This is a genomic window from Microcoleus vaginatus FACHB-2002, from assembly GCF_040004035.1.
Classification (GTDB): domain Bacteria; phylum Cyanobacteriota; class Cyanobacteriia; order Cyanobacteriales; family Microcoleaceae; genus Microcoleus; species Microcoleus vaginatus_C.
This window is the reverse complement of the sequence record NZ_JAMPLN010000008.1, coordinates 70921-94559: the sequence shown is the minus strand read 5'-3', so window position 1 is coordinate 94559 and position 23639 is coordinate 70921. Positions and strand designations below refer to the sequence as shown.

25 protein-coding genes are annotated in these 23639 nt (G+C 45.1%); 21 read left to right on the top strand and 4 right to left on the bottom strand.

The window, feature by feature from the left end; genetic code table 11:
• Together NDI35_RS09670 and NDI35_RS09665 are read left to right on the top strand one after the other, a co-directional pair.
• Complete coding sequence (locus NDI35_RS09670) at positions 1-984, top strand: DUF1517 domain-containing protein (RefSeq protein ID WP_445312548.1); 984 nt, start codon at positions 1-3, stop codon at positions 982-984.
• A gap of 331 nt (positions 985-1315) precedes the next feature.
• Positions 1316-1870: a cyclic nucleotide-binding domain-containing protein gene (locus tag NDI35_RS09665; RefSeq protein WP_445312547.1), complete on the top strand. Its 555-nt coding sequence runs from the start codon at positions 1316-1318 to the stop codon at positions 1868-1870.
• Between the two features lie 226 nt (positions 1871-2096).
• Here NDI35_RS09665 and NDI35_RS09660 read toward each other — a convergent pair whose 3' ends face one another.
• Both NDI35_RS09660 and NDI35_RS09655 read right to left on the bottom strand, forming a co-directional pair.
• The gene (locus NDI35_RS09660; RefSeq protein WP_445312546.1) at positions 2097-2543 is read right to left on the bottom strand and encodes a hypothetical protein; all 447 of its coding nucleotides are present in this window, start codon (positions 2541-2543) and stop codon (positions 2097-2099) included.
• Between the two features lie 297 nt (positions 2544-2840).
• On the bottom strand, positions 2841-3611 hold the full coding sequence (locus NDI35_RS09655; protein WP_445312545.1) for a hypothetical protein: 771 nt from the start codon (positions 3609-3611) through the stop codon (positions 2841-2843).
• A 958-nt stretch (positions 3612-4569) separates the two neighbouring features.
• On the opposite strand from NDI35_RS09655, the gene NDI35_RS09650 reads away from it, so the two are divergent.
• The 7 genes from NDI35_RS09650 to NDI35_RS09620 all read left to right on the top strand — a co-directional run bounded on the left by NDI35_RS09650 (position 4570) and on the right by NDI35_RS09620 (position 10830).
• Positions 4570-5268, top strand: a complete 699-nt coding sequence (locus NDI35_RS09650; RefSeq protein WP_445312544.1) for a class I SAM-dependent methyltransferase — start codon at positions 4570-4572, stop codon at positions 5266-5268.
• A 222-nt stretch (positions 5269-5490) separates the two neighbouring features.
• Entirely contained in the window at positions 5491-6117 is a 627-nt protein-coding gene (locus NDI35_RS09645; protein ID WP_445312543.1) for a 7-carboxy-7-deazaguanine synthase QueE, read from the top strand.
• Positions 6118-6239: 122 nt separating this feature from the next.
• Entirely contained in the window at positions 6240-6683 is a 444-nt protein-coding gene (locus NDI35_RS09640) for a retroviral-like aspartic protease family protein (protein WP_445312613.1), read from the top strand.
• 73 nt (positions 6684-6756) lie between these two features.
• Entirely contained in the window at positions 6757-9717 is a 2961-nt protein-coding gene (gene uvrA, locus NDI35_RS09635) for an excinuclease ABC subunit UvrA (protein WP_445312542.1), read from the top strand.
• Between the two features lie 219 nt (positions 9718-9936).
• Entirely contained in the window at positions 9937-10353 is a 417-nt protein-coding gene (locus NDI35_RS09630) for a XisH family protein (RefSeq protein ID WP_445312541.1), read from the top strand.
• Positions 10341-10661, top strand: coding sequence for an element excision factor XisI family protein (locus tag NDI35_RS09625; protein ID WP_445312540.1), 321 nt, complete (start codon positions 10341-10343; stop codon positions 10659-10661). The genes NDI35_RS09630 and NDI35_RS09625 overlap by 13 nt, the downstream gene beginning before the upstream one ends.
• Positions 10645-10830, top strand: coding sequence for a hypothetical protein (locus NDI35_RS09620; protein WP_445312616.1), 186 nt, complete (start codon positions 10645-10647; stop codon positions 10828-10830). The genes NDI35_RS09625 and NDI35_RS09620 overlap by 17 nt, the downstream gene beginning before the upstream one ends.
• 23 nt (positions 10831-10853) lie before the next feature.
• Here the strand turns inward: NDI35_RS09620 and NDI35_RS09615 are convergent, their stop codons facing one another.
• On the bottom strand, positions 10854-11348 hold the full coding sequence (locus NDI35_RS09615) for a GAF domain-containing protein (RefSeq protein WP_445312539.1): 495 nt from the start codon (positions 11346-11348) through the stop codon (positions 10854-10856).
• Positions 11349-11487: 139 nt separating this feature from the next.
• Between NDI35_RS09615 and NDI35_RS09610 the strand changes: the two genes are divergently transcribed.
• Positions 11488-11688 (top strand): hypothetical protein, encoded by a 201-nt coding sequence (locus NDI35_RS09610; RefSeq protein WP_445312538.1) that lies wholly within the window; start codon positions 11488-11490, stop codon positions 11686-11688.
• Positions 11689-11735: 47 nt separating this feature from the next.
• Positions 11736-12608 carry an alpha/beta fold hydrolase gene (locus NDI35_RS09605; RefSeq protein WP_445312537.1) on the top strand — a complete coding sequence of 291 codons (873 nt, stop codon included), beginning with the start codon at positions 11736-11738 and terminating at the stop codon, positions 12606-12608.
• A gap of 226 nt (positions 12609-12834) precedes the next feature.
• Here NDI35_RS09605 and NDI35_RS09600 read toward each other — a convergent pair whose 3' ends face one another.
• On the bottom strand, positions 12835-13053 hold the full coding sequence (locus NDI35_RS09600; protein ID WP_445312536.1) for a CAB/ELIP/HLIP family chlorophyll-binding protein: 219 nt from the start codon (positions 13051-13053) through the stop codon (positions 12835-12837).
• A 564-nt stretch (positions 13054-13617) separates the two neighbouring features.
• Here NDI35_RS09600 and NDI35_RS09595 point away from each other — a divergent pair.
• The 10 genes from NDI35_RS09595 (at position 13618) to NDI35_RS09550 (ending at position 23157) form a co-directional block, all read left to right on the top strand.
• On the top strand, positions 13618-14397 hold the full coding sequence (locus NDI35_RS09595; RefSeq protein WP_445312535.1) for a GTP-binding protein: 780 nt from the start codon (positions 13618-13620) through the stop codon (positions 14395-14397).
• Entirely contained in the window at positions 14394-15209 is an 816-nt protein-coding gene (locus NDI35_RS09590; protein WP_445312534.1) for a metallophosphoesterase family protein, read from the top strand. The genes NDI35_RS09595 and NDI35_RS09590 overlap by 4 nt, the downstream gene beginning before the upstream one ends.
• A 236-nt stretch (positions 15210-15445) precedes the next feature.
• Entirely contained in the window at positions 15446-16195 is a 750-nt protein-coding gene (locus NDI35_RS09585) for a metallophosphatase (RefSeq protein ID WP_445312533.1), read from the top strand.
• Positions 16196-16297: 102 nt separating this feature from the next.
• A complete protein-coding gene (locus NDI35_RS09580; protein WP_445312532.1) occupies positions 16298-16867 on the top strand; it encodes a Crp/Fnr family transcriptional regulator in 570 nt (189 codons plus the stop codon).
• 247 nt (positions 16868-17114) lie between these two features.
• On the top strand, positions 17115-18173 hold the full coding sequence (locus NDI35_RS09575; protein WP_445312531.1) for a CobW family GTP-binding protein: 1059 nt from the start codon (positions 17115-17117) through the stop codon (positions 18171-18173).
• A 116-nt stretch (positions 18174-18289) separates the two neighbouring features.
• Positions 18290-18895 carry a GTP cyclohydrolase I FolE gene (folE, locus tag NDI35_RS09570; RefSeq protein ID WP_445312530.1) on the top strand — a complete coding sequence of 202 codons (606 nt, stop codon included), beginning with the start codon at positions 18290-18292 and terminating at the stop codon, positions 18893-18895.
• A 188-nt stretch (positions 18896-19083) separates the two neighbouring features.
• On the top strand, positions 19084-19440 hold the full coding sequence (gene hisI / locus NDI35_RS09565) for a phosphoribosyl-AMP cyclohydrolase (protein WP_445312529.1): 357 nt from the start codon (positions 19084-19086) through the stop codon (positions 19438-19440).
• Positions 19441-19473: 33 nt separating this feature from the next.
• Positions 19474-20508: a porphobilinogen synthase gene (gene hemB / locus NDI35_RS09560; protein WP_445312528.1), complete on the top strand. Its 1035-nt coding sequence runs from the start codon at positions 19474-19476 to the stop codon at positions 20506-20508.
• 344 nt (positions 20509-20852) lie between these two features.
• Positions 20853-21101 carry a hypothetical protein gene (locus NDI35_RS09555; protein WP_445312527.1) on the top strand — a complete coding sequence of 83 codons (249 nt, stop codon included), beginning with the start codon at positions 20853-20855 and terminating at the stop codon, positions 21099-21101.
• Positions 21102-21714: 613 nt separating this feature from the next.
• Entirely contained in the window at positions 21715-23157 is a 1443-nt protein-coding gene (locus NDI35_RS09550) for a hypothetical protein (RefSeq protein ID WP_445312526.1), read from the top strand.
• Positions 23158-23639: the final 482 nt, after the last annotated feature.

Genomic DNA, 23639 nt, shown 5'->3' with positions numbered 1-23639 from the left:
ATGTACAAGCAACTAATTTCAAAGATGAAACCGCTTTTGAAATCACTATTTGCGATCGGTCTGGTACTGACGCTAGCCCTCGGTAACGCTGACGGAGCTCTGGCTGCCCGCAGCGGAGGACGCATCGGCGGCGGATCTTTTAGAGCTCCGGCGCGCAGTTACTCGTCTCCTAGTCGCACTTACGCGCCGTCGGGAGGAGGCTACTATCCGGGCGGTGGCTTCGGAGGTGGCTTTGGTTTCCCGTTCTTGCTGCCGTTTTTTGGCTTTGGGGGCGGGTTTGGTGGCCTGTTCTCGATTTTGATTTTTATTTCGATCGCTAATTTCCTCGTCCAAAGCTTCCGCCGCGCCGGGGGCGGAACTGACGAACTCGGCAACACCGCCGCCACTACCACCGTATCTGTCGCCCGCTTGCAAGTTGGTTTGCTAGCAGAGGCCCGCGGTTTGCAAGCCGAACTCGACGCCCTAGCGCGAAAAGCGGATACCGATACAGCAGCCGGTCGCGCTCAAGTGCTGCAAGAATCTACTCTGGCGCTGCTGCGGCATCCTGAATACTGGGTTTACGGGGGCGCTGAATCTGTGCAAACTCGTTTGGAAGCAGCCGAAGCTAAGTTTAATCAACTTTCTTTGGCAGAACGCAGTAAATTTACTGAAGAAACGCTCTCCAATTATAACAATCAGCTCCGCCAAGCAGGGAGCAGCAATATCCTGCCAGGTTTACAGGAAAATGGGGCGCTGGTTGCTTCTGATTTGAATTCAGAGCCTGGGGAATTTATTGTGGTGACGGTGATTGTCGGTACTCAAGGTAAATTGCAATTGCCAGCAGTGAAAAACTCTGAAGATTTGCGCCAAGCTTTGCGTCAGATTGGGGGAGTATCGAGCGAGCAGTTGCTGGCGGTTGAGGTGCTGTGGACTCCTCAAGCGAACGGGGACACTCTGACTGCTGACGATATGTTGGCCGGCTATCCTGATTTACGATCGATTTAGTGAGCAAGACTGGGCGCGGAGCATTGTCTGCCGCGCCCCATCCCGCAGCAAAGCTGGGCGGGTGAACCCAATTGCTTTTGAGACGCAAATTTCACACGAGTTTTTTGAGGTCGATCGAGTTAAAAAAGATTGTTTAACAAATGCTAGTATTGAGAGATCATGATTCAGCGTGATTCATCTGCTATTGGCAAAGCCTGCCGGATATGGGTTTTGCGAATAAGTTAGGCAGGGTAAAAAAAACTGTATTGAGCGAGGACTGCTTCGGAAGAAGTTGCGATCGCGCACCATCTAAATTTTATATGAAAGAAGAAGCGATCGAGAGCGAAAACTTATGGCCGACAGCAGCAGAAAAAAAGCACTTTTTATTTTGAGCCAGTTAAATAATGACGATATCAACTGGATCGTCAATAAAGGCAAAAAGGAAGTTTTAGATCCAGGCGGGATTTTGATACATGAAGGGAGACAGATAGATGCGCTCTACATTGTTTTGAATGGGAGTTTGAGCGTTTTAATCGAGGCTGAGCAGACTAGAGAACTCGCTAAAATAGCCAGCGGAGAACTGGTGGGAGAAGTCTCTTTCATTGACGCTCGCCCTCCTTTGGCAACGGTGAAGGCGATCGAAGAAACTCACTTGCTGGCAATTCCTAGGCGGCAGCTAGTAATAAAACTTCAAAACGATATGGGCTTTGCTTCCCGGTTTTATTATGGAATTTCACTGTGTCTGGCAGACAGGATGCGCGGTACGATCCGACATATAGAATATGGTCGCAATATTGAATTAGATCAACCAGAATTTGAACGAGAGGATATCAATCCTAACGTCCTGGAAAATTTGGCGCTAGCTGAGGCTAAGTTTAATTGGCTGAGGGAAAATGTTAAACCTTGAGGAATTTTAAGGCGTTTTTGAGCTGGGTCTGAAAACTTGCCGATTGATACGGTAATTGAGAGATGTACGATGTAATCTCTCAACTCAAAAAACAGATGTGCAAAACAAAATAGAGGCTGGGTTGTACCGGAAATATCGATCGATAACTGCCGGAACTATAAAAACCCGCCCCTTTGCTTTGCTGTTGCAACCTCGCGCGCCCAAATGCAACTACCAACCACACAATCTAGATAATCCCCGGCCCTTTGCCACGGGTGTCTTCATCCATTGTCAGTTTTCCTTCCTCGCCTTTTTTATCTTTGATTTCTGCGAGAATTCGAGCGCGTTCTGCGGCTTCGGCTTCTTCTTTTGCTCTCAAATCGCCCGGTTCGTTGACGTACATTTCCGGTTCGATCGCGTAATTGTTAACCAGACCTTCTTTGTCTACTGTATAACCATCTGTGGTGTGAATGCTTTCGTCATCGGTTTGGTCATCAGTTTTTGCACTTTTCTGCTTCCCTTCGTTGGTGGTGTGCATGAAATTAGCGCCTTCCCGTTCTTGCCGTGCTGCTGTCTCCGCAGGAGTAATGCCCCTGTCGTAGTGGGGGGCTTCCATATTGGCTTCGATTTGTTCGTCGGCAGGTGTGGATTTGCTAACTTCTTCTTTGGGGGGTATGGGTTGGCGATTAGTCATGATTTATTCCTGGGTTATCTTTTCAAAAAGGTCTTTGCGTTATATTTAAATATTATGCCAAAGCTAACTCATTCACAAACTATCTTTGGTTATAGTTGGATAAAAATTGCTGTTAGGGAAAATACCTTGATTGAGTCTTCCTGAAGACTGATAAAATTCTGTTTTTATTAAAAGCCTGACTATCGGCGACTATTTGGCATCTATCTAAAGATAGGGAATTGGGCATCGGGCCTTGGTAACTAATGACAACTGTCAACTGTCAACAGACAACTGTCAACAGTCAACTATCAACTAACTTCAGGATTCTTTAAAGAAGCGGATGATTTCGCGGACGTGGTTGAGAAATTGTCCGTCATCGGTGAGTTGGGCGATCGCACTTTCTGCATCTCTTCTCAGTTTAGTGTGTTCTGCCTGATTTGTCGCTTGCAAAGATTGTAGAGATGCGGATACCGTAGTTAATTCTCTTCTGATAGCTTCCCGTTCCCGATTTTGGACAGCCACCCACGAATTCGGATTGTCTGAACTTAATTGATTGGCCAAATCTGTAACTGTAGATTCTAACTTTGCAAAGCGGCTACGGAGTTCGACAATATCTTCGCGGGGGTGCAAAAATTGGCGGCGGATAGTTGTCAGCCGCTGGGCTAAATACTGATAACCTCGAATAGCTGGACGCAGTACAGTTAACAGCAGTGCAGCAGCGGAACTGAGATAGCCAATAGCACTAATTCCGGCGGCCGCTAGGGCGTAAAGTGCGATCGCGCTAAACAGGTGAAGTGCGATCGCCACAAAGAGCGATCGGCTAACTAATACAGTAACGTATTTGAGTTGTTCCTGATCGACAACAATGTTTTTTTTAGTAGATTCTGCGGCTTGCGCTAAAACTTCTTTAGCTTCAAAGTGGATATTCCAGGGAACTGTAACTATCAACAACAGCCATTCAAAAATAGCAATGGCAATTACCCAATCAATAAAACTGCCGGCGGAGACGTGCAGCCATTGCAGAATGGCAAAAACTAGCAGCAAAAATATGCCTGTGACGGCACCAAAACCTGCGAAAGTGTAATACATAGCGATGCCTTGGTGGAATGTTGTTTTGATTGTGGGTAGGTGGTTTAGGTCTGGAGTAATAAACTGTGACAGTTAAGTGAGCGTCCTATTAATGGCCGTTCATTAGTTATGAGTAAAAGTGCTGGGCAAGGGTGGCGATAAACCTGTTTTTTCCCACAAATACTTGCTCTACCTCAATCGTGGAAGGTAGTTGAGATTTGAGGGTAGGTTGTTTAGGTATGGATTCATAAGGTGTGACAGTTAAGAAATCGTCCTATTGAACCCAGTTTATTAGTGATTAGTAATACTCAGGAAGACAAGGGTTCCCAGACGCCTGGCTTGTTCCAGAACATACACGGGCTTGAACCCATCCATAAGAGTTAATTAAATGAAAGGGTTTGCTGATTTGAGAGTGCGTAAGTCCTGAATAATTACTCATTGGCGATTAAGTAGAGCGACACAAAAAAACTTGACAATGTAACAAAATGTAAACGAATCACAAGCTCTGGGATTGCTTCATTTCACTGGCAATGACATACTTATATTTTTCGCAGTTCATCTACTTCGCGAGCGGGATGCAGTCACTTTTTCCCCAACTCATACCATTTGAGATTTATTTGAAATTTGAGATGGGCAATAGCTTATTATGTATGACTTTGCAGCTTGTGTAGAGTTGCATTCATTTTTTGAACTGCTATCACTAACGGCGTTACACGCTGCTAGCAACGCAGCAATCTCAAAATGCTCCCTTCTATCCATTTTTATTTTCCAGAGGTGCTAAATCACCTGTAGCTGAGATAAACTGATTTGGAAGTAGAGCGCGCGTTTTGCAAGTTGCCTCTGTGTAACCGAGACACTGCTACTGCAACCTGTCATCAGCCACACCAAAATAGGTGCCAAAATTAACTCTACAGTCTCCGATTTCCATTAACTGCGCGTCTACAATCTAAAATCAAAAGTGAGCAGCAAGGACAAACCGATGGCGAACTCAACTCTTGGCCTAGAACATCAACTTTACGATTATCTGTTATCTATTTCTCTGCGGGAGCCAGATATTCTCGCTTCACTACGGGAAGAAACTGCTAAACATCCTATGGGGATGATGCAGATTGCTCCCGAACAAGGTCAGTTTATGGAGCTCATAGTGCAGCTTATGGGAGCCACCAAAACCTTAGAAATTGGCGTTTTTACGGGTTATAGCTCGCTGTGCGTAGCTTTAGCGCTGCCTCCAAACGGTCAAATTATTGCCTGCGATGTCAGCGAGGAATATACTGCGATCGCACGACGCTATTGGGAAGCTGCGGGTGTCGCTAATAAGATTTCTTTGCAGTTGGGCCCAGCAATAAATACTCTCGACAAACTAATAGCCGAGGGACAAGCAGGAACCTTTGATTTTGCCTTCATCGACGCCGATAAAGAAAATTATGAGGCTTATTTTGAGCGATCGCTCCAACTTGTACGCAATGGGGGTTTAATTGTAATTGACAATGTTCTGTGGTCAGGACGAGTTGCTGACCCTCAAGTACAAGACGAAAGCACCACCGCCATTCGTACTTTTAACGACAAATTGCGTAACGATCCCAGAGTTACTCTCAGTGTTGTCCCCATTGCTGACGGGCTGACTTTGGCATTGAAACGCCGTTGGGCTACTCTGATGGAACCTGAACAGGATAATTAAAGAGTTATTTGCGGTTTGTGGTGGATTTCTAAGGACTCATACAAAAGCTATGAAGAAACCGGATTTCTGAGTCAAGCTTCTGGGATAAAACCGATAATTTTTTTCATAAACCCCGTTTATGCGTCCAGGACTGTTTTTAATTGCTGCAAACCGCGAAGAAATAACAATTTAAGAATATTCTATCTAAACAACGTAATTAATTGATTTGAGGCGTAACTTCGGGTGTCTAATTTACAACTAAAATTACCAATTCATGAAACTTTTCAGTGTACGGTTCAAGGCGAAGGTTATTGGACGGGGACTTTAGTTGATTTTATCAGATTGGCCGGTTGCCCTGTGCGGTGTCCTTGGTGCGACACAGGCTATGCAAATGGGGGCAAAGGTTTGCCGTCTGTACCGCAGTCGATCGCACAATTGCTCGCTCAATTGCAGTCTCCGAGAGTTGTCATTACTGGCGGCGAACCTTTCATTCACCGTGATTTGCCTGAGTTAGTTGAAGCTTTGTTAGAAGCTGACAAGCAGGTGAGTATTGAAACTTCGGGTGCTTGCTGGCAGGATGTTTCCCCGCAGGCTTGGATTACTCTTTCTCCTAAAGAACACGTCAATCCTAAATATCCGGTGCAAGAGCTTTTTTGGACTAGAGCCAATGAAATCAAGTTAGTGATTAGCACTGGCGAAGAAGTTGAATTTTATCACAAGCATTTGGCAAGTAATGTGAATATTCCGGTTTTCTTGCAACCAGAATGGAATTCAAAAATTTCAGCGATTCCCATTATTTTGGAATTGCTGAAAAAAAATCCTAGTTACAGGCTATCTTTGCAAACTCACAAGTTTATTGGCGTGCAATAATTTGATGATTTAGCCAGAGCTATTCGTCAGGGGACGGTGCAGAATGGGGAGTGCATCGCCCTAGAATCTGTGCAAATATGTGCGCTATAATTAAAGCAGCAATTTATGATAATTTGAACGTAATGGAAACAACTACGGAAACCCCAATGGGAAAAGTTATCACAACCCTAGTAATTACGAATCGGATTGATGAAGCTAAAGCAGAAGATAATCTGATTCCAATCGAGCAAGTGAGGTCTGTTACTCTAGAAAATGTTTTGGTGGATACGGGCGCGACAACTTTGTGTTTGCCTAAAGATGTCATCGCCAGACTGGGTTTGAAAATCCTCAAGCAAGTGGTTGTGGAAACAGCCACGGGCATTAGTGAGGCGAGGATTTTTCGGGATGCTTCGATTTCTCTGTGCGGCCGCGAAGGGACTTTTGAGTGTTTGGAATTGCCGGAGGGGAAAACGCCACTTTTAGGCGTGATTCCGATGGAAGCGCTGGGAATTGAAGTGGATTTGAAGCATCAAAGTTTGAAGGTTTTGCCCGACGGGCCGACGGAAACTTATTTGACAATTCTTTGATATTCTTGAGTTTGGATGCCAGCTATTCGATCGGCAGCGCTAAGATGGTTAAGCACTGTTTTGCACTACTCTCATGTCCCAACGCGCCGAAACCTCAAACAGCCAGCCAAGTGCATCCCGCAACGGGCATAATTTGACGAATTCTCACTCTAACAACCAAAATACGATTCGGGTTCGCGGTGCGAGACAGCACAACCTGAAAAATATCGATCTGGAACTGCCGCGCGATCGCCTGATCGTTTTTACTGGCGTCTCTGGTTCTGGTAAGTCTTCCCTGGCTTTCGATACAATTTTTGCCGAGGGACAGCGACGCTACGTGGAGTCTCTCAGCGCTTACGCGCGCCAGTTTTTGGGACAGTTGGACAAACCGGATGTGGACGCGATTGAAGGCTTGAGTCCGGCTATTTCGATCGACCAAAAGTCAACTTCTCACAACCCGCGATCGACTGTTGGCACTGTTACAGAAATTTACGATTATCTCAGATTGCTCTACGGCAGAGCCGGCGAACCGCACTGTCCGATTTGCGATCGCTGCATTGCGCCGCAGACAATTGATGAAATGTGCGATCGAGTCATGGCACTTCCCGATGGCACTCGCTTTCACCTTCTGGCACCAGTTGTGCGCGGAAAAAAAGGCACTCACCGCAAATTATTGTCGAGTTTAGCTGCGGAAGGATTTATTCGCGTCAAAGTTAACGGAGAAATTTTAGAACTTTCGGAAAATATCGAATTAGATAAAAATCATACGCACAATATCGAGATAGTTGTCGATCGGTTAATTAAAAAACCCGGTTTAGAAGAACGTTTAGTTGATTCTCTGGCAACTTGTTTGCGCCATTCTGAGGGAATTGCGATAATTGAAGAGTTACCGACTGAAGAAAATTCCCAACCACAGGGGCCGATCGTATTTTCCGAAAACTTTGCTTGTCCCGAACACGGCGCAGTAATGGAGGAACTTTCACCCAGGTTATTTTCTTTTAATTCGCCTTACGGCGCGTGTCCGAACTGCCACGGTTTGGGGAGTTTGCGGGCTTTTGCCCCGGAGTTGGTAGTTCCCGACGAGAAAGCGCCTCTTTATTGTGCGATCGCGCCTTGGTCAGACAAAGACAATTCCTATTATCTCTCTTTGCTTTGCAGTATTGCGGATACTTGCGGGTTTGATATCGACACTCCTTGGTATCGATTAAAGCCCGAACACCAGCGGGTAATTTTGTACGGCAATGAGTCTAAGCGCAGCGCAGAAAGTAAAAAGCGCGACGGCAGCACTGATTTTAGGAGAGATTTTAATGGCGTGATTTCCATGTTGCAGCGCCAGTACGACGATACTGGTTCTGATTTGATTAAGCAGAAGTTGGAACAGTATCGGGTCGATCGCTCTTGCGAGGTTTGTCAGGGCAAACGCTTGAAACCCGAGGCGCTTTCGGTGCGGTTGGGACAGTACGGAATTGTGGATTTAACCAGTATTTCGATTCGCGAATGCCGCGAACGAGTAAATAATTTGGGATTGAGCGATCGCCAATTCCAAATATCCGATTTAGCCCTGAGAGAAATCAAAGCAAGGCTGCAATTTTTGCTTGATGTCGGGTTAGATTACCTGACTTTAGACCGCGCAGCAATGACACTTTCTGGCGGAGAAGCCCAGCGAATTCGGCTGGCGACTCAAATCGGTTCTGGTTTGACGGGTGTTCTCTACGTTTTGGACGAACCGAGCATCGGACTGCACCAAAGAGACAACTTTCGCCTGCTGCAAACCTTAACAAAATTGCGCGATTTAGGCAATACTTTGATTGTCGTAGAACACGATGAAGAAACCATGCGAGCGGCCGACCACATTGTCGATATCGGGCCCGGTGCCGGCGTTCACGGTGGCAAAATTATATCGCAAGGAAGTTTAGAAAATTTGCTAACGGCAGAGGAATCTTTGACGGGTGCTTATTTGTCGGGAAAGCGAGTAATTGAAACGCCTAATGAAAGGAGAAAAGGCAACGGCAAAGCTCTTTCAATCACAAATGCGAGGCGCAACAATTTAAAAAATATCGATGTCGAAATTCCGCTGGGAAAACTCGTCTGCGTGACGGGGGTTTCCGGTTCAGGAAAATCAACTTTAATCAATGAATTGCTGTACCCGTCGCTGCAACACTATATCACCAAAAAAGTGCCTTTACCACCCGATATGGACGCCCTCAAAACTAAAGGCGAACGCTCTCTAGAGGATGTGGTTGATAAGGTAATTGTAATTGACCAATCTCCCATCGGCCGCACTCCGCGTTCTAATCCCGCTACTTACACGGGAGTCTTTGACGTGATTCGGGATTTGTTTGCCGAAAGCATTGAAGCGAAGGCAAGAGGTTACAAAGCAGGACAGTTTTCTTTTAACGTCAAAGGAGGAAGGTGCGAAGCTTGCGGCGGCCAAGGTGTGAACGTGATTTCGATGAATTTTCTGCCGGATGTTTACGTGCAGTGTGAGGTTTGCAAGGGTGCACGGTACAACCGGGAAACGCTGCAAGTTAAGTACAAAGGCAAGTCGATTTCTGATGTTTTGAACATGACCGTAGAGGAATCTTTGGAAATGTTTAAAAATATTCCCAGGGCGGGTGCCAGACTGCAAACTTTGGTTGATGTTGGTTTGGGTTACATTCAGTTGGGACAGCCGGCGCCGACTCTTTCTGGGGGCGAAGCGCAGCGGGTAAAATTGGCAACGGAACTATCGCGCCGCGCTACGGGGAAGACGCTTTATTTGATCGATGAACCGACGACGGGTTTGTCGTTTTATGATGTTCACCATTTGTTAAATGTGCTGCAAAGATTGGTGGATAAGGGTAATTCAATTTTGGTAATCGAACACAATTTAGATGTGATTCGGTGCTGCGATTGGGCGATCGATTTGGGCCCGGAAGGGGGAGATAAGGGGGGCGAAATTATTGTGGCGGGGACGCCGGAGGATGTGGCGGCAAATCAGAGGTCTTATACTGGAAAGTATTTGCAAGCGGTTTTGCAGCAGCATCCTTTAGGGGAGGCTGTAGCTGTTAGTTAATAGTAACAGGAATTATGCAATTGGCATACTAAAATCCAATTGTAAGGTGCGTCAGGTGAGCTTTTATAACGATTATTGAGAGTGACAATATCTGATGCACCTTACAACTGAAACTAATACTACTCTAAGGGGACGATAGGTTACAGTTATTCTGGCGTAAAATTCTGGTATAATATGTACTGATAGTATCCGATGTAAATACTTGAATAAAATCTAAAAATGGCAAAGGATCTCTTCCACAATACAGTCAAAATCGCCCTACAAAAAGATGGCTGGAAGATTACCCACGATCCCTACCAGTTACGCTATGGTGTTGCTGATGTCTACATCGATCTTGCAGCCGAAGAAGCGATCGCCGCTGAGAAAGAAGGACGTAAAATAGCTGTAGAAGTCAAAAGTTTCGCAGGTGGCTCGACTATTTCTGAATTCCACACCGCCCTCGGTCAATTCCTCAACTATCGCGTTGCTATCGAAGTCTCTAGCGAACCAGAACGTGTCCTGTATCTGGCAGTACCCACCGATACGTACCAAATGTTTCTCAGATTTGAACCCGCAAAAACTGTCATCGAACGTTATGAAATCCGACTAATTATTTACAATCCAACTCGTGAGGCGATCGACCAATGGATAGACTAAACGAATACCGCAAAATTGTTTGTGACTTTCTCGAAGACTTTTCTAAAAATGACGCAAATGCTCAGTTAATCTTCGATATTGCCCGCGATAGATACCTCGTTATGCACAACGAATGGCGCGACGAATATCGCATCTATGGGTGTGCTATGCAGCTCGATATCATCGAAAATCAAATCTGGATTCAACACAACAGTACCGAAATCTATATCGATCGAGAACTGATTCAACGCGGCGTGTCTCCTCAAGACATCATTTTTGGGTTTCGCTCCCCCAGCATCCGAAAACTCCTTGTTGCTAACTATTCTTAGAGACAAAGGTGTGGAACAGTTAGATGGATATTTGGCTAGATTGGGACAGGATTCGGGTTGGTTGGTAATATGCGATCGCCGCGAGAATGCACCGGAACTCGAACAACGGTGGAACACTGAGATTCATTTTACTCCAATGGGGCGATCGGTGACAGTGATTCGAGCTTAAAGTGCAGTTGAAGCCATTCAATATTAACTATCTTGAATTGTGGGAGACATTGCCATATATTGTGCTTGTTGCTGCATGAATGCAATGTCCGATCGCGACCAAGTGCGGGGCCCGCTGCACTGATGAGCAATTAACAGCCCCCATAGTCCTTTGTTCGTTAAAATTGGCACGACTAAATTGGCGCGAACTTTCAGGCTACGCAGAAAATCTCGGTGGCATGGGTTAATTGGTTCTACTTCAATATCTGCAATTGCTTTAACTCTGCCGGCTTGGTACAAAGCAGCGTATTCATCGTTAAAACATTCGTCTGGCCCTGTTGAACCCAAGATTGAGAGTTCGATCGCACTTAACATCTCGTAAGTCACTCGACCTTGCCACTGTCTGTAAAAATAGTACAGTACGGCGCGATCGCTCTGCAAAACTTCTCGAATGTCGTAGAGGGATTTTTCAACTAATACATCGCGCTTTAGACGATCTGTCAACCGGTTAACAATGTTTTGCAGGCGATCGCCCGACATAGTATTAACTCCTTTAATTCCTAGTACACTCGCCCGATCTGAATTATTTAACTTGCACAATCATCACACCTCAAGTTGTTGCGCTTCGGGATTTTCGCGCGCTCGAAAATGAGTAATTTTTGGCTTAACAGTTGTCTGGATGCCAGCAACATTATACTATTATTTTGACAGAGATAGCAATCTTTTTGGCAAACGGGCGATGGTGTCGGGCGCCGCAAGCTACGGCTTTTTTTGCGCGAAGAACCACCGGCGGGACGCCTGTTCCACAAATGAAGGGAAAAGGAAGAGTTTACAAGTGCTGGGAGAATTGCTAGATATGCCTAAAGTTGGTTCCTCTTAAAGAGAGGAACTGCTAAGCTATCTCGATAGCTAGAGGAAGCATCAAATATGTCTGTGCTAGAAGCTGCTTGGAAACACGAATTTATCGCTACGAACGGCATTAAACTGCACTATGTCACTCAAGGTTCTGGGCCGCTGATGCTGATGCTGCACGGATTTCCTGAATTTTGGTATTCTTGGCGGCATCAAATCCCGGAATTTGCATCAGATTATAAAGTCGTCGCTGTGGATCTCAGGGGTTACAACGACAGCGACAAACCTCACGATCAATCTGCTTACGTGATGGCCGAATTTGTGCAAGATGTCAAGGGCATTATTCAGGGTTTGGGATACGAAAGTTGCGTCTTAGTTGGTCACGACTGGGGAGGTGCGATCGCCTGGAGTTTTGCTTATGCTTATCCCCAAATGGTCGATAAATTAATAGTGATGAATCTACCGCATCCAGCCAAGTTGGCTGAAGGGTTACGCACTCCCCAACAATTGCTGAAAATTTGGTACATTTTTTTCTTTCAGTTGCCAGTTTTGCCGGAGTTGTTAATTCAGTTGGGCGACTATCAGGTAATTTCGGCTGCTTTGGAAGGTATGGCAGTTGACAAAAGCACCTTTAGCCCCTCAGATATCGAAGCTTACAAAGATGCGGCTGCCAAACGGGGCGCTCTGACTGCTACTATCAATTATTACCGCAATCTAGCTGGCGGATTTCTCGATCGCCAGAATTGGAGCGTGCTGCAAGTTCCGACGCTGATGATTTGGGGAGAAAATGATGCCGCCCTCGGCAAAGAGTTAACCTATGGAACCGCAGATTACGTCCGGGATTTTCATATTCATTACATTCCTAATTGCAGCCACTGGGTGCAGCAGGAACAGCCGCAGTTAGTGAATCGGTACATGAGAGATTTTTTGGCAAGCAAAGCTGTTTGAATTGATATAGCACACGGAAGTTCGGCAACGAGCAGTGTACAAGATGTAACGGATGTAAAAGTAACAAATAAAGCCTCAACAATTGCTGAGACTTTATTCTCTAATTTGTTGTATGTAAAACAGCTTTAAAATATAGACTCAGAAAGCAATTGTTAGGGCAACAGCGGCTAGACTGTAGGTAAAAAGTTGTCCTATTTCTGAATAAAACTCAAGCTGAGAAATCGCCCTATCCTAAAATATCTTTGATAAAGCCTATAAAGCTTTGTTTAGTCAAAACTTCGATCGCCAGCAAAGAAACAAATCCGATCATCGCAAAACGTCCGTTAACTTTCTCTGCATACTCGGTAAATCCGGTGCTGACGTTGGCGTCTACATACATCGTGGGTTCGATCGCGAAGTTGTTGAGCAGGCCTTGGTCATCGACCATCATTTTACGTGAAGTCATGTGTTTTTCCTTGTTTTGTTGCTTTATGTAAATAAATGTAACAAATTGTTAAGTTTTGTCACAATGATATAACGCATAAAAGTATGTGACAAGCATCACATACTTTTACCTTCGTATCAGGATGAATCTTCAATCTAAAATCTATAGTCCAGGACGCACCGGCACCCAGAACCAATCTCAAATCTGAAATCCTATGACCGAAAGCATCCAGGATACAAGCCCCCGGATTCATCCCTGGAGAAATAAAAAACCTGTATCTGATAAACAAGCCCCGAATTTATCCGTGGGGTCAATGCTTCAAATCTAAAATCTAAAATCTAAAATCGATTGACCGAAAGCATCCAGGATACAAGCCCCCGGATTCATCCCTGGAGAAATAAAAAACCTGTATCTGATAAACAAGCCCCGAATTTATCCGTGGGGTCAATGCTTCAAATCTAAAATCTAAAATCTAAAATCTAAAATCTAAAATCGATTGACCCTGGTGGAGCGGGCATCCCGCCCGCCAAATTAAATCTAAATATAGAAGAGCTAACTTGATTGAGAACGATTATCATTGTATTTATGAGTCAACCAACAATCACCGCCGTAGCGGGCCCGCCCGGAAGCGGAAAAACAACCTGGATTCGACAGCAGCTAGCAGCCGAAACCTCGCCAGCACTTTATTTGTGTCCCGGAACAGGCAATGTGCCGATCGACCAAACCTGCATCGCCGCCGAATTTGGGCAAATCACTACCTTGACAGACGACCAAGAATCCGAGCTCGCCAAACACCTGAACAACGGCGTTTCAGCTTATATCGAACTGGGATTTTACCTGCAACTGACAGCAGTAGAAAACCTACTCCAAAGCTTTCCCAGCCGCCGATTTGCTGTAGTCCCGCCAGAAATCAAAGACACCGAATGGCATCAATGGGCAGATGTAATTGTCGAGGGAATAGCCGTTAGCGGCGAACCAGAAAAACTATCAATTTGGCGTAGCCCCGCTAGCGGACAAGTCCTCGATCCCGCCAGCCTCGATCTGTTTTGGTACCAAGAAATGACCCAAGGAGCCTACGGCAAGGTTCACAGAGCCAAAGGCATTTTTGACATAGCCGACGGGCGATCTTTTTACTTCGATTTCGCTGCCAAATTCAATGAAACCGCCCACGAAGAATTGCCACTTCCCCGCTGGCTCGAAGGCCGGCCCCAAAGATTTAGCGGCATAGAAATTGTCGGCGAAAATCTCGATGAAACAGCATTAGGACAAACCCTAGAAGATTGCTGTCTGTCCGAAACAATTCTGTTGAATTACCAACAGCAAGTCAAACAAGCACTATTATTAGGAGAAGAAGAAACCGGATGAAAATAGCAGTTATGTCCTGCATTCACGGCAACTATGAAGCCTTAAATGCAGTTTTGTCAGACATTGACGAACAACAAGCAGAAAAAATCTTTTGCCTGGGAGATTTAGTCGGTTACGGCCCGCATCCCCACGCCGTAGTAGAAATGATTCGCTCCCTCGACATTCCCACTTGCGTCGGCTGCTGGGACCAAGATATTGTCGAAGGTTTGAACTCATGCGAATGCAGCTATCCCTCAGTTTTAGCAGAAAAAAGAGGCAAATTAGCTCACGAATGGACGAACAGTCAAATCTTCCCGGAAACGCGGGAATATTTAGCCACTTTGCCGCACAGTTTGCGAGAAGACAATATGTGTTTCGTTCACGGTAGCCCTCACAGCAATCATGAATATTTACTGCCGACAATGGATGCTTTTTCTGCGTTAGAGCGGGTATTTTCTGCCGATGCTGACGTGCTGTTTTGCGGTCACACTCATGTACCCTACGTTCGCACTTTAGATGCTGGAAATATGCAGGTTCGAGTCAGTGGATCAAGCATCGAAGGAGACAAAAATTTAAGTTTTACTGTTCCTTTAAAGCGGATTGTGAATGTCGGTTCCGTGGGAGAACCGCGCCACTGCAGGCCGAATGCTACCTACGTGATTTACGATGTTGATGCTCAACAGGTGATATTGCGAGAAGTGGAATATGATTATCAAGCCACTTGCGCTGCAATTATTGAAAAAGGTTTACCTCCGATTTTTGCTTGGCGTTTGGCTAGGGGTTTGGAATATGCAGAAAGAGCCGACGATCCTACTCATGTTTGTGAGAGGTAGATAAACAGTTGACAGTTGACAGTTAACTGTTGACTGTTCAATAAAGAGGTAGATTGTGATTTACCGTTGGGTGGGGGCGGGTTTATGAGATTGTTAGTTTTTGGCGATTATGGTTGGTAAAACCCGCCCCTACAATTTTTTGACATTGGTGTAAGATATCCGTTCAAAACAAATTCCGAAAAAACCATCCAAACTAACCACACAAAAACCTTTAACATCACCAACAATTGAAACACATGAAAAACTGGGCAATATTAACTGGAATCGAAGGGAATCTGGCTGCTTATGAAGCTGTACTAGCTGACATCAAGCGCCTGAGAATCCGTGTTGACGAATTGTATATCTTAGGCGATTTAGTCGGTCCGAATCCCGATTGCGAAAAATTAGTGCAGCGAGTCCGATCGCCCAAACGAGGAGAAATCGAACCTCAAATTTGTATCGGGTGGTGGGAAGAACAGTGTTTTAACTTACACGGAATAGGTTCTAGCCCTGATGCTGCAGAATTGCGAGAAAAATACGGCACAGATACGATTAAGTTGCTCTGGGGTTCTGTTAGTCGGAAAACTGTAGAGTGGTTGCGCTCTTTGAATTTTGGTTTTCATGAATTGGATTGTTTGTTGATTCACGGGAGTACGGTTAGCGCGTCTGATGAGCTTACCCCGGAGACTCCGCCGCCTGTGATGCTCCATCGCGTTATCCGCGCTGATGCCAATACTTTGTTTTGCGGGCGATCGGGCTTAGCATTTGAGTATCAATTACAGCCCACCATTATCAATAACTGGGTAATGACTCTGGACTCTCAAGAGCCGCCTGCAACCGTGTCTGCAACAGCGCGAAGGGCGATCCTCTTCGAGGGCTGCGCTAACGGAGTAGGGAATGTGGGTCGGCTCAGCGGACAAGCAAATTATACTCTCTACGACCCTGACACGGATACTGTCAAGTTCCGAAACGTCTCTTACACCACCCGCAAAGGGTTTCAAGCTTAGCAGTCGGGCATTGCAATTACTTCCAGCTAGTTGATATAAATTATCAATTAGCTTAAGCTGTACGTTCTATCCAAAGTAGCGGTGACGCTAAACCTAAATCCTATGACTCTTTTAACCTACACTCCTGCCTTGGACCCTAATCTCAGACAGCAGACTTTCACCTGCCGTCAGTTGATACCCATGCCCTTTAACGGCTTACTGCGAATTGAGCGGGGAGCCGTCCGAACCATGACTTGGAGCGAACAGGGAACACCAATAACCCTCGGATATTGGGGAGTTGGAGACGTACTCGGTCAGTCGTTGTCAGGCGTTCAACCTTATCAAATTGAGAGCAAAACTCATGTAGAAATTAGTTACATTCCTCAAAATTTGTGCTATCAATCCTTAGATGAAGTTTTCCGACATCTTCAGCAAACTCAAGAATTTTTCTGCATTGTTCGCAGCGAATGTCTGCGCGATCGACTGTTGCAACTATTAGCTTGGTTGGCAAAAAAATTTGGTCGGGGAGTAGCACAAGGAGTTTTGATCGATCTGAGATTGACTCACCAAGAGATTTCTGAGGCGATGGGAATTACGCGGATTACGGTGACGCGCCTGATGTGTCGGCTGGAGGAGGAGGGAATTATCGATCGCACTCGCCCTCAATACATTGTTTTAAATTCCCGTTTATAACAGGGGATTTATCTGGAAAAGGGATGACAGTGAAGTGTTTATGAGTCATCAGCTAGCTGAGCAATAATTCTAGGGCTTGCGCTTAAAGCACATCTAAACTATGATAATGATTATCATAGTCGATTGAGTGTGATACAGGCGATCGCACCTAAATTTTGGCTAGGAAGTGCTATCCACAAGAGCTTTGGGATACTTAGCAGCTTTCTGAACTAACAGCAGGGCCTCTACAATTAATCAATGAGGGACAATGACTAATCTCGCTGTACAAACCCCAGATTTAATTTCCGATTTTCCCAAAAGAGGAATGCCCGTAACCATAATTACCGGCTTTCTCGGCAGTGGCAAAACCACTTTGCTCAATCAAATACTCAAAAATCGCCAAGATTTAAAAGTAGCAGTTTTAGTTAACGAATTTGGCGATATTAACATCGATTCACAGCTTTTAATTTCTACCGAAGATGACATGGTAGAGCTGAGCAACGGCTGTATTTGCTGCACCATCAACGAAGGCTTAGTTGATGCAGTATACCGAGTTTTAGAACGGGAAGACCGTATCGACTGCATGGTAATTGAAACCACCGGAGTTGCCGATCCGCTGCCGATTATATTGACATTTCTCGGCACGGAATTGCGGGATTTAACCTGTCTAGATTCTGTACTAACCGTAGTCGATAGCGAAACATTCACCACCGATCATTTTGACAGCGAAGCAGCTTTAAAACAAGTAGCATTTGCAGATATCGTGCTGATGAACAAAACCGATTTAGCTCCTTCAGAAAAAGTAGAAGAATTAGAAGCTTACATTCGCACTGTGAAAGAAGGATCGAGAATTTTACACTCTGAATATGGTGAAGTTCCTTTACCCTTAATTTTGGGTGTAGGTTTAACCCAAGCAGAACTTTTCGATAGTTTTGAAACTGAGGAAAAACACGAGCATCACGAACACGAACACGAACACGAACATCACCATCATGAGCATCATCACGAACATCACCATCACGGACATCACTCCAATCACTTAGATAATGACGGATTTATTTCGCTATCATTTCAGAGCGATCGACCTTTTGATCTCCACAAATTCCAAGAATTTCTCACAGAAGAAATGCCCTTAGATGTATTTCGGGCAAAAGGCATTCTCTGGTTTGAAGAAAGTCCGATGAGACACATATTTCAACTTAGTGGCGCGCGCTATGAACTAAATGCTTACGAATGGTTGACTCCACCTAAGAATCAACTCGTAGTCATCGGCCGTAACTTAGATACCGCTCAAATTCGAGAACAACTTAACAGTTGTTTAGTTTAAGATTGCGTCAATCTCAGTATCTAGTAACTAAAAGTCCATATCCACTGTTAAACATTTCACAAACTGCAAGCATGACTTGATCTACTCGTCTAGAACTAACTTCTCCAAATGGTGTAGTGTCATCGATTTCTACCCAATCTCAACCCCCAGTCTCAGATGAAGACATGAGGCAAGCAGTGCGTACATTGCTGCTAGGATTGGGAGAAGACCCCGACCGTGAAGGGTTGCGAGATACGCCGAAACGAGTTGTCAAAGCCTTGCAGTTCTTAACTGGAGGTTATCGTCAATCTCTCGACGAACTGCTCAACGGAGCAGTATTCACAGAAAATGCTAACGAAATGGTGTTAGTGCGGGACATTGATATTTTCAGTTCTTGCGAACATCATGTCCTGCCAATTATTGGTCGCGCCCACGTTGCTTACATCCCCAACGGGAAAGTAATTGGACGGTCAAAAATTGCTCGAATTTGTGAAATGTACGGGCGCAGATTGCAAGTGCAAGAACGCTTAACTGCACAAATTGCTGATGCACTTCAAGGATTGCTAAAACCTCAAGGTGTAGCAATTGTTATCGAAGCTACTCATATGTGCATGGTAATGCGTGGCGTACAAAAGTCCGGTTCTTGGACGGCGACTTCAGCGATGCGGGGAGTGTTTGCTGAAGATGCTAAAACTCGTCAAGAATTTATGAGTTTAATCGCGCACAAATCAAGCTTTCACTAGAATCATCTGCGAATAAAATTCGCTGATATACAAACTTTCGTCCGCCCGCGCTGACAAAAGAAAAGAGAGTCAGAATTTGATTTCCATCCTGTTATCTCTCTTTTCTTTCCCTTTCCTCCCTCTGCGCCCTCTGCGCCCTCTGCGGTAAAAAATCTTACTTGAGAAAATACAACTCCTGTAAACTGAATATGGATCAAAAATATTTATGGATTGAAGCTTTAAAATTTAACGATCGAGGTTTGATTCCGGCGATCGCCCAGGACGATCGAGATGGTACCATTTTAATGATGGCTTGGATGAACAAAGAGTCAATTAAGCAGACTCTAGCTACAGGAGAAGCACACTATTGGAGCCGCTCACGCTCTGAATTTTGGCACAAAGGCGCGACATCTGGGCACATCCAAAAAGTCAAACAAATATTTTACGATTGCGACGGCGATGCTATTCTGCTCAAAATAGAACAGATTGGTGAAATAGCTTGTCACACAGGCGTGAGGAGTTGTTTTTTCAATTCCGTGGCGCTACCACTGCGCGCAAGAATGTAATAATAATGATTATCATTATTGCATCCAGTTCCTATGTCAGCCCCAAATAACGTCGAGTCCGCCGTTCCCACTCCAAACAATCAAAATCCCTCCCTCACAACCATCCGTCCCCGCCGCCTCCGCCGTACACCAGCTTTGCGGCGGATGGTACGGGAAAATCACCTAACCGTTGACGATCTCATCTATCCAATGTTTGTGATGGAAGGGGAATGGCAAAAAGTTGAGATCGCATCCATGCCGGGTTGTTATCGCTATTCCTTGGATTTATTGCTAAAAGAAATAGCTGAATGTTGGGAGTTAGGAATTAATGCGATCGCCCTTTTCCCAGTCATCTCAGACAGCAAAAAAGATGACACCGGAACCGAAAGCTACAACCCAGAAGGATTAGTCCAACAAACAGTCAAAGCTATCAAACAAAACATTCCCGAAATAGTAGTAATTACCGACGTAGCCCTCGACCCTTTCACATCACACGGACACGACGGTTTAGTTGACGAAACTGGTAAAATTCTCAACGATCCAACTGTAGAAGTTTTAGTAAAAATGGCAGTTTCTCAAGCCGCCGCCGGTGCGGATATGGTAGCACCTTCCGACATGATGGACGGCAGAATCGGCGCAATTCGCAAAGCCTTAGATGCGGCAGGATACATCGATACAGCAATCCTGGCTTATTCAGCAAAATATGCCTCTGCTTATTACGGCCCGTTTCGAGATGCCCTCGATTCTGCCCCAAAATTTGGAGATAAAAAGACTTATCAAATGGATGCTGCTAATGCACGAGAAGCACTGAAAGAAATTGCTTTGGATATAGCAGAAGGTGCAGATATTGTGATGGTAAAACCTGCTTTGGCTTATCTGGATATTATCTGCCAAGTGCGCGAAGCAACTAATTTGCCCGTAGCTGCTTATAATGTCAGCGGCGAATACGCAATGATCAAAGCTGCTGCACAGTTGGGTTGGATTGATGAAAAGCGGATAATTTTGGAGAGTTTGACGAGTATCAAACGAGCTGGTGCCGATTTAATTTTGACTTATTTTGCTAAGGAAGTTGCTTTGATGTTGAAATAAGGGAGTTTTTTTACCGCAGATGCACGCAGATTAACGCAGATATTTTTCCTCGTCCCTAGGAAGAGCCTGGGAACCAGTTACACGGCAAAGAACTTTTTGCGGCGTTGCTGATTAACGGTATGAACCAAATTTTGTCGGAAGTTACAAAACTCACCATACTTGGCTGATGGCAATTCCGAACTATTCAATTCATCCCTGTATTAAGCAACGCCCTTTTTGCTATAGCCCGTCGGGTGCTCAAACTCCAGCCTCACAGATCGCAGTCGTCTAAAGACGACTGAACAGCCAAATAAATCTCAACATTTACTCCTCTAACACTAGATATAATCCGTGTTCAAAAAACATTGCCGCATAACCGCAGCGCGCAATTTAGTGATGGTTCACGCTGCGGTTATGTGGCAAATGCGATCGGTTTGACGCTGATGACCCGCCCTGTCTGGGGTGACTGCCGAGCCTGGTCTATAACTCCCTCAAACGATTTGAAATCTGGTAGTTTTTGGGTGCACACTGCCCTCATAGCGTATTGGTGCGATCGACCGGCTTTACCTCATCCTACCATTGGGCGATCGACAATAAACCTAGTTGATTCTTAATCACCTGTTAAAAGAATCAGATTTAACGATCGCAGCCTTCGATATTTCACGGGTTTGAGGGTCTTCTTCACCACCTTGACAGGGCTGGTTAATAGACTAAAAATTTTTAAAGCCTCAAGCCTGAATTCCAAATCTCTAGACTATTAGAGAGATTTTAAAACCTACCTTGAGAGGGCTGGAGGTTAAGCACTCTTTCTAGAACTAAAAACTGAGAGCGGGATAGTTGCCTTTGAAAGTGAGTCTGATAGAATTTAGGTAAAATATATTTTGATAGGTCGAGTTTAACTTTAGTTTTACCTATCTTTTTTTAACACAACTATATCAAATATGAGCGCTGTCTGGGTTCCTTGTGGCGTTGTCATCCGCCAGATATTTGACGCAGTTTATCGGGTTAATTGTTATACCGAAATATTTTACTGTTGTTGTTCGATGTGAACCTTCACTTTTGACTGCTACCCGTGCTATGTTACTTTATGTATCAATTATTAAAATTGGTATAGTTAATGCTTTTTTCTTACAACAGCTAACAAACTCGATCGCCCGTCGAGTTAGATTAGGGATAGGTTTCTTTACATGGGGCATAAAATAACCTAAATTAGTAGGTAATAATCACGTGTTATCAAAAACAATTATTCGGAATTTTACCATCGCCATTTTAATGGCTATTGGCATAGGGTTGTTCAGCGGAACGACAATTTTTTCTCAAAACATCGAAACAATTAAAATTTCCGGCAATGCTGCGGGTGTTAGCACTCGCTACATCGGTGCAGTCGAAGGCAATATCAATTTCGACATCAAAGATTTGCAAGATTTGGGAATTAATACCTACCGCATTTACGGCGGGATGTCCCGGTGGGAAGCCGAAGACGACGACGGTAAATACGGTTGGCCATCTATTGACGAAATTAAGACAAATCCAAATATAATTAATTGGGCACATTGGGATCAGATTATGACTAATCCGCCCCAGGGTAGCGATTATTGGTGGTCGGGAAAACCGGGTACGGTTTGGCAAGGCAATGCCAGGACTATTTTTAATACTCTAAAACAAGCAAATATTCGCCCGGTTGTCAGCATTCGCAATGTAGATAATGGCTGGAAGCCGAGTTGGGCGCTGCAACTAAATCCGCCGCGCACAGGAGAAGATTGGAACGAGTGGTGGGAACACGTTTTTGCTACTGTTTATTGGCTGAATGTTCGCAATGATTACCGCGTTGATGATTGGGAAATTCACAACGAACCGGATAATCGGGATCAGGGTTGGGGCGGGACTAGGGCTGACTATTTTGAATTGGTTAAGGTGGCAAAAGAGGCGATCGACTTTGTTTATAAAACTTATTTGCCCGATCGCACTTACCGCATCCACGGCCCGAAAACCGTAGGTGGCAGCAATTGGCCGGCTAGTGCTTTGCAGGAAATACCGAATTATTTCGATACAGTCAATGTCCACAACTACGATGCAGATATTTCTAACTACACCCGTAAAGTGCGCGGCTGGATGAACGGTACTGTCCGCGCTAACTCGCAGCTTTGGGTAGGAGAATGGGGAACTTACAACATGAGCTACGGCGATTTATCTTTAGCTTTAAATTTGATTAAGAATTTGATTCGAGGTTCCCAACCGGGGGATAATTATATTGACGGCAGTCACATATTCTGTTTGTACGACTGGGGCAAGCCCGCAGGGGCGGAAGGTTTGCTAGGGGACGGGGGAAAACGGCGCGCAGGCTACTATGCTTTGCGGATGGGAATTAGTGCTTTGCAGGGCGGGAAAGCTACCTTTTTTCCTATCACTAACAGTTCGGATTTAATGGCAGTTGCAACTCTTGATGCTAGCAAGAATGTTTACTTGCTGGTTGTCAATGACCGAGCAACATCTTACACTGTTAATGCTGATATTTCGGAGCTGATAAAAACTGGTAATGGCACGGTGCGGGAGTTCAGTTCTAAAACAATGGATGAGGTTGTTGGTAGCTTAAGGCTCAAGGGCGGCAATGCGAGTTTTGCACTGGCGGGGAACAGCGCTATTCTCATCAAGTTCGATCGCCAGAATTGAAGCTCAAATCCTCTCGGCCATAATTGGGATAAGATAGAATTAGTTATGCTCAGAATTATTTATTTTCTGGCTGTTTGGCCCCGGAACCCTGGAACCCTGGAACCCTTGAACCCTCGAACCCCTAATTGCACAGTTGCCATACCTAAGTCGTCCTGTTGTGATTCCCCTCCTGTCGCTGGTAAATTGGTAGCGTGCAGGTATCTTGCCTCAAACAGAATGCGAGCGAGAGTTCCGTTGAGGGGCAGAAAGTAGGGTGCAGTCTAGACAATCGCAGAAATTCTTGCTCGTAAACCCGCAGCAGTTAGGCTGGCGAGGAATTACCCGTCCGCCTTCATCTGGGCCCTCTGGCAGATGGCATTGGTTCTGAAAGTCAGAAGCCGTCAATGATCAGGATATGGCACGGAATTAATTTTAAATGCCAAGATGCTGGAAGTAGGGGTGAGTTTAATCGTACAGAAACTTTGAGCGCGCTGGGAAATCTC